General features: G+C 41.3%; 8 protein-coding genes. 5 read left to right on the top strand and 3 right to left on the bottom strand.

The genetic code is table 11. From position 1 onward, the window contains the following. Nucleotides 1–224: 224 nt before the first annotated feature. Nucleotides 225–1289 (bottom strand): mannose-1-phosphate guanylyltransferase, encoded by a 1065-nt coding sequence (locus AC5JMF_RS24500; RefSeq protein WP_495798310.1) that lies wholly within the window; start codon nucleotides 1287–1289, stop codon nucleotides 225–227. Between the two features lie 115 nt (nucleotides 1290–1404). On the opposite strand from AC5JMF_RS24500, the gene AC5JMF_RS24495 reads away from it, so the two are divergent. Continuing rightward, nucleotides 1405–2904, top strand: coding sequence for an LCP family protein (locus AC5JMF_RS24495; protein ID WP_495798309.1), 1500 nt, complete (start codon nucleotides 1405–1407; stop codon nucleotides 2902–2904). A gap of 64 nt (nucleotides 2905–2968) precedes the next feature. After that, entirely contained in the window at nucleotides 2969–3475 is a 507-nt protein-coding gene (locus tag AC5JMF_RS24490) for a pentapeptide repeat-containing protein (protein ID WP_495798311.1), read from the top strand. An 84-nt stretch (nucleotides 3476–3559) separates the two neighbouring features. On the opposite strand, the gene AC5JMF_RS24485 is transcribed toward AC5JMF_RS24490, so the two are convergent. Together AC5JMF_RS24485 and AC5JMF_RS24480 are read right to left on the bottom strand one after the other, a co-directional pair. Further along, nucleotides 3560–3862 (bottom strand): hypothetical protein, encoded by a 303-nt coding sequence (locus AC5JMF_RS24485; protein WP_495798308.1) that lies wholly within the window; start codon nucleotides 3860–3862, stop codon nucleotides 3560–3562. Nucleotides 3863–4104: 242 nt separating this feature from the next. Continuing rightward, nucleotides 4105–7641, bottom strand: coding sequence for a GAF domain-containing sensor histidine kinase (locus AC5JMF_RS24480; RefSeq protein ID WP_495798307.1), 3537 nt, complete (start codon nucleotides 7639–7641; stop codon nucleotides 4105–4107). Between the two features lie 192 nt (nucleotides 7642–7833). Here AC5JMF_RS24480 and AC5JMF_RS24475 point away from each other — a divergent pair, with 192 nt between their 5' ends. The 3 genes from AC5JMF_RS24475 (at nucleotide 7834) to AC5JMF_RS24465 (ending at nucleotide 10349) form a co-directional block, all read left to right on the top strand. Then, nucleotides 7834–7962, top strand: coding sequence for a hypothetical protein (locus AC5JMF_RS24475; RefSeq protein ID WP_495798306.1), 129 nt, complete (start codon nucleotides 7834–7836; stop codon nucleotides 7960–7962). Nucleotides 7963–8007: 45 nt separating this feature from the next. After that, the gene (gene murJ, locus AC5JMF_RS24470) at nucleotides 8008–9612 is read left to right on the top strand and encodes a murein biosynthesis integral membrane protein MurJ (RefSeq protein WP_495798305.1); all 1605 of its coding nucleotides are present in this window, start codon (nucleotides 8008–8010) and stop codon (nucleotides 9610–9612) included. 215 nt (nucleotides 9613–9827) lie between these two features. Beyond that, nucleotides 9828–10349 carry a hypothetical protein gene (locus AC5JMF_RS24465; protein WP_495798304.1) on the top strand — a complete coding sequence of 174 codons (522 nt, stop codon included), beginning with the start codon at nucleotides 9828–9830 and terminating at the stop codon, nucleotides 10347–10349. Nucleotides 10350–10457 lie beyond the last annotated feature (108 nt).

Here is a 10457-nt window from a genome sequence, read left to right as displayed (position 1 = left end):
TGGGGATTGGGGACTGGGGATTGGGGATTGGGGATTGGGGATTGGGGACTGGGGAATGGGTGTTAGTTATTTCTCCCTCATCTCCTGGTTGGTGAGCGAAGTCCAACCACATCCTCCTTATCTCCCTAATCCCGCAAATCCTGTTAATCCTGATAATCCGTGTTTGACATTTAAGTTATAATAGAAAAATCTCCTTATCAGCCTCTGTCAGGGGTTCTAACTTTCTATAGCAGGTCAGCAAATCGGGGATCGTTCTGGAGGGTTTTGAGGATCTGTTTGATTTCCTGAGTGCGTTCTTTGTTGACAACAAGGGTGACATTGCGATCGCGCACAATAACCACATCCTCTAAGCCAATGGTAACAATTACATCTTCTGGATTTGAGGCATAAATAATCGCCCCCTGCGTATCTAATCCCACATGAGTAGCGAGTTCTACATTGGGAGTCTCTTGTGTTTTAAGTAAACGTTCGATCGCATTCCAATCTCCTAAGTCATCCCAGCCAAATTCTACCGGTAAGACATATGCTAGACTTGTCTTTTCCATTAGTGCGTAGTCTATACTCTTCTTAGGTAACTGGGGGTAAATATCAGGGCCCTCTTGTTCCAAAGGTTCGATAATTTCTGGAGCATGGGCATGTAGTTCCTCAAGAACAACCCCAGCCCGAAACACGAACATGCCACTATTCCAGCTAAAACGCCCCGTAGATAAAAAAGTTTCTGCTGTTTCACGGTTGGGCTTTTCAGTAAAGCGGTTGACGTGATAAGCTGGCAGCTCATTAAAGCTACCTATTTTTTCACCTTGTTCAATGTAACCGTAGCCCGTTGACGGAAAAGTAGGCTTGATCCCCAAGGTGACGATCGCTGCTTTGCTTTGTGCAAGTTGCGTAGCCGCATTTAAGGTGTGTGCAAACGTCTTTTGATCAGCAATCCAGTGGTCAGCAGGAAAAAAGCCAATAATCGCGTCTTCTCCATAGCGCCGTTTGATTTCTAAACTTGTCCAAGCAACGGCTGCGGCGGTGTCCCTTCCTTCAGACTCAATCAGCAAATTCTCAGATGGTAAGTCGGGTAGTTGTTGTTGTACTCCTTCAGCTACTTGACTAGAAGTTATTACCCACAGAGAACCCCACCCATTGGCGAGTGATACCAGTCGATCGGCGGTTGCTTGTAGTAGGCTTCTAGAGCTACCATCAAGACTTAAAAATTGCTTGGGTCGGTCTTTGCGACTCAGGGGCCAAAAGCGTTCACCTTTGCCACCAGCAAGGATTACAGGGAACAATGCAGTACTCATGTTGTCATACAGACCTACTGAAGAACATTACAAGTGTACAGTGAGCTTTTACGCTGGCAAGATTTGTAGCTTGCACTAACATACTTTTAGGGAGTGGTTGAGTGGGGAGATAATTGTGATAAAACAAGTCGAATGGTCGGATAATCCGGTCACGCCTCAGCAAATGCCAGATTTTGAAAATGAGGTGCGATCGCAACAACTTCAACATACAGAAAACCAGGTAACATCAGCACCAGACTCAAAGCCAGAAGTCAGACCAAACCAGTCTGCAAATACTTCTCGTAATGCCGCGTCTGTGGGTGCGATCCCCAATCAGCTTTACGAAAAGATGGGTTTAGCCATGCCTCGGTGGCTATTGTGGATCTTGACAGTTGTCTTGGGTGTCGTCTTATCTGGGCTACTAGTTTCAACTCTAGCGCTCTGGACTCCGCTGTGGAGTAATCTCGATAAAACCGATGAAGAATTGGGTTTATCTGGCAAAGATGAGCAAAAAATGCCATTACCTGGGGAGTTATGGAGCAAACTCTCTCAATATCAGCTATCGCGGCCCATGAACATTTTAATTATGGGAATTGAACCAGTCAGCGGTACTGTTGATGGCTCACCAGAAAGCTTTGCTGGTAAAAGTGATGCTATGCTCCTGGCTAGACTTGATCCTGGCGAAAAATCTTTGCGGGTGTTGTCGATTCCCAGAGATACAATGATCGCACTCCCAGAGGCGGGATTAACTAAGGTCTCAGATGCCAATGCCAAAGGCGGGCCAGTTTTGTCAGCGCGGGTAGTCAGCCGTACTTTAAACAATGCGCCAATTGATCGCTATATTCGCATTTCTACCAGTGGCTTACGGCAGTTAGTCGATCAACTCGGAGGAGTAGAGGTGTTTGTTCCTAAATCAATGGAATACAGAGACGCCTCTGGGAAGTTGGCAATTAGTTTAGTGAGTGGTTGGCAAACCCTCAACGGTGAACAAGCAGAACAGTTTGCACGGTTCCGCGAACCCGGTTTGGGGGATCTCTCAAGGGTGCAGCGTCAGCAAGCACTAATGGCAGCTTTGCTACGACGCCTCAATAGTCCCACTGTCTTACCCAGGTTGCCACAATTAACCCGCCTGATGCGGAAGTATTTTGACACCAACCTGAAGATGGAGGAAATGATGGCGTTGGTGAATTTTGGCCTCAACCTAGAACGAGATAATTTCCAAATGACTGTGTTGCCTGGTAGCTTCAGCCGCTTCAGCCAAGACCCTAATAGCTATTGGCTGAATATGACAGGACAACAAAGCCTATTGAATGATTATGTTGGGGTGAATGTGCCTGGTCTCAAACAAGACCTGCGACCCGTTCCTAACCTCAAAATTGCTATTCAAAATGCTTCTAATCAACCCCAGCTAACCGAAAAAGTTATCACTTATCTCAAACAGAAAGGCTTTAAAAATATTTACACTGTCCCAGACTGGCCTGATACCCAACGCCAGACTCAGATTCTCGTCCAGAAAGGCAACCGCAAACCAGGAATTGACTTACAAAAAGTCATAGGCTTGGGTCAAATTGAGGTGTCAGCAACTGGTGATTTAGAATCTGACCTTACAATCAGGATAGGGAAAGATTGGAAATAGTCACTGGTCATTGGTCATGAGTCAAGCAAAACAGGACAAATGACTAATGACAAATAGTAAAGATATGAAAAAGATTTTGTGGCGATTGTGTAGTTTAATTGTGATTTTGCTTCTAGCCTGGTTGTGGATAATGCTTAATCCGCGGCCAGCTTTTGCTCAAATCAATACAATCAATTACAGCAATATCAATTTAGAAAATCAGGATTTTTCTAACACTGATTTAACAGGTGTGACTTTTGTGGCTGCGGAAATGCGAGGTACAAATTTCCAAGGAGCAAATTTAACAAACGCTATTTTTACTAAGGGAGTTTTGTTAAAGGCTAATCTGGAAGGTGCAAACCTCACAGGTGCTTTAGTTGATCGTGTCACATTGGATGGAGCTAACCTGAGAAATGCTATTTTGACAGAAGCAACTATGACCCGTAGCCGTTTTTACGATGCCGATATCACTGGCGCTGATTTTACAGACGCTTTAATTGACCGTTATCAAGTCGCGCTAATGTGTGAAAAAGCTGATGGTCTGAATCCGGTTACGGGTGTTTCTACGCGGGATAGTTTAGGGTGTCGTTAAGCAAATGCTTTTTGAGCATTTTTGTAGGGTGTGTTATTGCGAAGCATAACGCACCCATTTTAATTGAACATTAATTAAAAATTATTATTGAGAACATTCTGGTAAGTTTTTACGAGCGTAGTTGCAATCAAAATAATTTAGAGCTTCTCTAGTGGAGGTGAATGCTCTAGTTATAGTATTTGGGTCATTTTCTGGATTTGCTTCATATGACCAAATTTTCAAGTAGTAATAATTACCATCATCGCTAGACCATAATTGATAACGGTAATCGCCTCCTGTTCCCTCACTGTTCAAGTAGTCAGCTAGTGCTGTATTTGATGTAGACGTAAGGCTAATTGTAGTTAAAACAGGAATAACAGCTAATTTTAGTATTTGGCTTAGTTTCATAAATGTACGAAAAACTCATCTCCTCTAGCTTCATTCAAAGATGTGTATTTTTAAATCAGTAATAGTCTTTAATATTGTGTGAAGATATTGTAATAACAACAGTTTTTGCACCTGTTTAATCAACCATAAGCCGGCGTTCTTCATCTCTTGGTTCTTCGTGATCTCTGTCTCTGCGTCCTCTGCATTTAGATTAGCTCATCCTCGATTTCAAAGCACAAAGATGAGCTATTGTCTATCAAGTATTAACTGCTAGGAAGTTCGATGACAAACTCTGTTCCCTGTTCTGGTGTGGAGAAACATTTAATTTGCCCGCGATGTTTTTCAACTACTATTTGATAGCTGATAGATAATCCTAAGCCTGTGCCTTTACCTGGTTCTTTAGTGGTGAAGAAGGGGTCAAAAATGTGCGATCGCACTTCTTCGGGAATCCCTAAACCATTATCTGCTATTTTAATTACAACTTGATTATTAATAGTTTGGGTAGTAATCCAGATAGTTAAAGGAATCCTGGGACAGTTGATTGATGATTTTAAATACTTCCGCTGAATCGCATTAAATTTTTCTTCTAATGCATCAATACAATTGCTTAAAATATTCATTAATACCTGATTGAGTTGTGCAGGATAGCATTCCAGCAAAGGTAAAGTATTGTATTGTTTAACAATCTCAATCGCTGGGCGATCGCCAGTATTTTTGAATCGATGTCCTAAAATTAATAAAGTACTATCCAATCCCTCATGAATATCTACTAGTTTCAATTCAGCCTCATCTGTACGAGAAAAATTTCTTAGTGATAGTACAATTTGGTGAATTCGCTCTGTACCTATTTTCATTGATTCAAGGGTTTTGGGTAAATCTTCGATGATAAAGTCTAAATCTGTATCGTCGATTTGCTTTTGAATATCGGGTAATAGAGAGTCATTTTGACGGTAAAGTTTTATGATACTCAGTAGTTCTTGAGTATACTCATTTAAATGAATCAGATTACCAAAAATAAAACTGACTGGGTTATTTATTTCATGTGCTACCCCAGCAATTAGCTGTCCTAAACCAGCCATTTTCTCACCCTGAATTAATCGAGCTTGAGTTTGTTTTAATTCTTGTAAAGCTTGAGTCAGTTCCATAGTTTGACGCTTAGTTTGTTCGAGTAACTCTGCTTGCTGAATGGCAATTCCTAATTGCACCCCTACTTGAGCTAGTAAATTAATTTCTTCATCTTTCCAATAGCGCGGTTGCGAATTTTGATAAGCAACTAACAATCCCCATAATTTTTCGCCTTCACGAATGGGAACAAAAGTTTCGTTGCGTGGTAATTCATTATCATCGTCTGTGTCTTCAAAGGTTTTAATAATCATTGGTTGGACTTTAGCAACGGGTTTCCAACCATCTTTAAAAGAGTCTGCCACGAATTTGCCACTCCAATCTAAGTTAAAGCGATAAATTGCTACTCGTTCAACTTCTAGCAATTCTCTAACAGCTTGAGTAGTGGTTTTAAAAATATTTTTAATATCGAGTGATTGGCGGATTTTATCAATAGTTGCAGCAAGTAGTTCTTGTCTTTCCATTGCTTTTTCACGTTCTGTAGCTTCTGCTAATTGGACAACTTGCAATTGCACTTGTTTTAAATAGGAATCTTGTTTTAGTGCCACTCCTAACTGTTCGGCTATTTGGCTGACAAATTCAATTTCAGAATGTTGCCAGTGACGGGGAGCATTACATTGATGAATACACAATAATCCCCACAGTTCACCTTCTTTGAGCAGAGGTGCAACAATATTCGCCCGTACTTGAAATCTTTCTAGTATTTGGACGTAACAAGCTTGAAGTTTTCCTTGATAAATATCAGCGATCGCATTTACTCGACCTTGAATATATAGTGGTACAAAGCTTTCACTAAAGCAATAATCATAAACTTTTTCAGCGATAGCCGAAGTCCAACCGGGGGCTACGTCTTCATGAACAAACTCTCCTTCCCAGTCTTGTTGAGGATCAAAACGAAAGACTCCCACTCGGTCGGCTTTTAGCAGTTGTCGCACTTCTGTCACAGAAGTTTGTAGAATTGTATCTAAGTCTAAAGAATCCCGAATTCTGGCAATCACCCCAGTTAATGTTTTTTGTTGATCTGCTTGATATCTAGCTTCTAGTAATAATTTGTTATGTTGTAAAGCAACTGCTAAATTCTCGGCAATCTGGCTGACAAATTCAATTTCTGAAGGTTGCCAAGTTCGAGAGTTACTACATTGATGAACACACAGCAATCCCCATAAATTTCCTCCTTTTAATAGAGGTACTATCAAAATAGCTCGTATTTGAAACTTACTTAAAATTTCTAAATGATAATTACTTAATCCAGCTTCGTAGATATCTGCAACAGCTTGCACTGTACCTTGTTGATAATGCACAGCAAACTGTTCCCCAAAATCATGATCGCCAATTTTTGCTGCTACTACTGAATCCCAACCCTGTGCAACATCTTCAGAAATAAATTTTCCTTCCCACTTATTTTGAGTATCAAACTGAAAAACTGCAACTCGGTCTGCTTGCAGCATTTGTCGTATCTCTTTAACAGTAGTTTGGAAGATAGTATCTAAATCTAAAGATTCACGAATGCGAATAATAACACTAGTTAATGTTTTTTGTTGTTCTGCTTGATATTGAGCTTGTGATAGTAACTCATGATGTCGTAACACCACACCGATTTGTGTGCCAATTTGGGTTAGTGATTCAATTTCGTAAGATTGCCATTGTCTTGGTGAAGTATTTTGGTATGCGGCGATAATTCCCCACAGTTTTTCTCCTTGGAGAATGGGGGCAGTGGCAAAGGCTTTGGCTTGAAATTGTTCTAATAAAGCAATGTGACAATCTGTTAACTTGGCTTGATAAATGTCATCGATTGCAAATATCTCGTTATTAACGTAACGTCCTCCTTGAGTTTGTTGTAAGTAAGTATCATTGATCATCGGCTGAATACCAACAAAAGGAGTCCATTGTTCAGCAAATGATTCAGCCACAAAATTACCACTCCAATCATTATTGAAGCGAAATATAGCAACGCGATCCGCGTGTAGCAATTGGCGTATTTCTTGAGTTATTGTTTTAAAGATAGTATCAATATCAAGAGGTGAGCGAATTTTATCGACAAGCTGAGCAATTACTTGATCTCTTTGAGCTGCTTGAGCTAATTGTATGGCTTGTAACTGGACTTCACGAAGATGCTTTGCTTGTTGAATGGCAACGATTAAATGATCAGCAATTTGGCGAGTAAATTCAATTTCTGATTCTTTCCAGTTACGAGGTTCACTACACTGATGAATGCAAAGTAATCCCCATAATTCTTTCTCTCGTAGGAGAGGAACAATCAGGTTGGCGCGTACTTGAAATTTACTCAAAATTTCTACATGGCAATCACTTAGTTCCGCCTGATAAATATCAGCAACAGCTTGCACTCGACCTTGTTGATAATACACAGCAAATTTTTCGCCAAAGCAGTGATCATAAACTTTTACTGTCATTGTTGACATCCAACCAGGCGCAACATCTTCAGAAATAAATTCTCCCTCCCAATCTTTATGAGGATCAAATTGGAAAACTGCCACTCGATCAGCATTGAGTAATTGACGTACTGCTGTAACAGTTGTTTGAAAAATCGTTTCTAATTCAAGAGACTCTCGGATTCTGACAATTACATTTGCTAGAGCTTTTTGTTGTTCTAGTTGTTCTTGAAGTTGATCGCTTGATAATAAAAGTTGATTTTCTGTCACTGTTGAATTGATATCCATTGCTTTGAATTCAGGGAATTTACTGTCAAGATTTCTCAAATCAAACTTTGTTTGGTTGAATAATGTAAAATTCAAGATTTTGCAGTATGCAACTATTCCAAAGTTGATAGTTATGGTTATGATTCCCCTTTCTGTGTCTATCTTCTCAATGGAGTCATGCTTTCATAAGCATCAATTTCACAGGTAGGGTGTATGTGCCAAAAAGTAAATCTCTCTTCCCTTATACTTTTAGCGATCAAATATGAAGCGATCGCCGTTACACTAATTGCCATGAGTCTAATTGTCAAAATTTGCCTGACAGACTACGGGATTTCAGGTTAAATATTCCAGAGATATGCACTGTGTAAGAGTTGTTGAGTATTATTTGTGACTAATCAAGAGCAAAAACCTTCTCGTTCCTTCGCTGGGATTGCTGGCATTGTTGCCGCAGCGACGTTAATTAGTAAAATTTTTGGTTTAATCAGACAACAAGCGATCGCAGCCGCTTTTGGTGTAGGTGCGGCCGCAACAGCTTATAGTTATGCTTATGTGATCCCCGGCTTTTTATTTACAATTCTCGGTGGTGTGAATGGGCCGATACACAGTGCGATTGTTAGCGTTTTAGCGAAGCGTAAGCGAGAAGAAGCGGCTGCTTTAGTAGAAACAGTAACTACGCTAGTGGCTGGATTGCTGTTAATAGTGACACTAGCTCAGATTTTTTTGGCAGATACGATCATTGATATTGTAGGGCATGGATTGGATGCGACAACAAGAGCGATCGCTGTCCAACAAATCCAGATTATGGCACCGATGGCGTTATTTTCTGGCTTGATTGGCATTGGCTTTGGTACCCTCAACGCCGCTAATCAGTATTGGTTACTTTCAATTAGTCCTTTGTTATCAAGTATTACCGTTGTCATCGGTATTGGGTTTTTGGTTTGGCAACATGGCGGGGATATTATCAAGCCAGAATACGCTTTTATTGGTGGCATGGTGTTGGCTTGGGGAACCTTGGCGGGGGCTGTGCTTCAATGGTTGGTGCAGTTAGTTGTGCAGTGGCGCTTAGGACTTGGTTCGTTGCGGCTGCGATTTGATTTTAAATCCCCCGGCGTCCAAGAAGCGATTAAAATTATGACTCCGGCTACCATTTCCTCAGGGATGATGCCGATTAACTTTGCCACTGTCCTTTATTTCGCCAGTCCAATTCCCGGTGCTGCTGCTGGTTTTAACTATGCCAATTTGCTGGTGCAGACTCCCCTCGGCATTATCTCTAACATTATTTTGTTACCTTTGCTACCAATCTTTTCCCAGCTTGCTGCCCCAGAACATTGGCACGATCTCAAGTTACGTATCCGCCAAGGATTGCTACTTGCTGCCTTTACCATGCTGCCTTTAGGGGCACTAATGGTGGTGCTAGCTGTACCGATGGTGAAAATAGTATATGAGCGGGGTGCTTTTAACAAAAACGCCACACAGCTAGTTTCTGAGTTACTCATCGCTTACGGGATTGGGATGTTTGCCTATTTAGGGCGTGATGTTTTGGTGCGGGTATTTTATGCTTTGGGAGATGGACAGACACCTTTTCGCATCAGTACTTTTAATATCTTCCTCAACGCCTTCTTAGATTGGATTTTAGTGGGGCCTTTCGGTGCGCCTGGTTTGGTGTTGGCAACAGTGGGCGTCAATTGCAGTTCAATGTTGATGCTATTATTCTTACTCGATCGCAAACTCAACGGTTTACCCTGGCGTGAGTGGAGTGTGCCGATTTTCGGTTTAACTTTAGCTAGCATCGTTGCTGGAGTCACAAGCTTTCTCACCCTTGTGGTTTGTCAGATGTTCTTGGGTAAAGAAGGCTTACTAATTCTACTGTTGGAGTTGGGCGTATCTGGGTTAGTAGGGCTGGGAGTATTTGCAGTGATTGCAGCATGGATGAGAATACCAGAAGTGAATATTTTTGTTTTCCGTCTGCGTCAGCGTTTCTTGAAGAAATAAGGAAGAGGAGGGAGATGAGGGAGAAAATTTCTCCGCGTCCCCCCCTCCCCGCGTCCCCATTCCCTATTCCCAACAAACATAATTGGTTCACCCAACTAGGTGAAAAATTTTCAACTCTTTGGATGAACCAAGTGCAGGAGGGTGAACTTGAGGAAAAAAAGCGACTCTAGTACTAGAAAGTATTGATTTATTTGATTCTAGTCAAGAGAAACTTTATGAAACTGAAAACTTTAGCTGCTTCTTTCCTTACTGTTGCTTCTATTATCGTTTCTGCTGGTATGGCATCTGCTCAAACAGTTGGTACAAATGGTACTAATAGCAACTACATCGGTGCTGGTATTTCTGCTGGTGTTACCAGTGGTGGACAACGAAACGATGAAGCGCAAGTTGGCGGAAATGTTCAAGGACGATATGTAATTCCCAAAACACCTGTGTCAGTAAGAGGTTCAGTGCTGTATGGTGGTGATGCTGCTGCAATTATGCCAATAGTGACTTACGATACACCTATTGCTAAAAATACTAACCTTTACTTTGGTGGTGGCTATTCTTTTGTCACTAACGAAGGGCAAAATACCCCACTAGGTAATCAGAATGCACTTGTCGTTACCCTTGGTGTTGAATCACTAGTGAGCAAAAATATCATAGCTTATGGTGATGCTAAATGGGGCATTGACGCTTACAGAAATAGCGAGGCTGATGCTGTTAGCTTCCAAGCGGGATTAGGCTATCGTTTTTAGTCTGTAATTGTGTAGATGGTTGATGCTTGAGTGTCAACCATCTGAGTGGGTGGTTAACCCTTTTATGTCACTCTCGGAAAGTAATAATCAAAGCAAGATTCTGAAACT

The organism is Desmonostoc vinosum, assembly GCF_059505385.1.
Note: the sequence above shows the minus strand (reverse complement) of the source record. Positions and strands in the feature narration are given on the sequence as shown.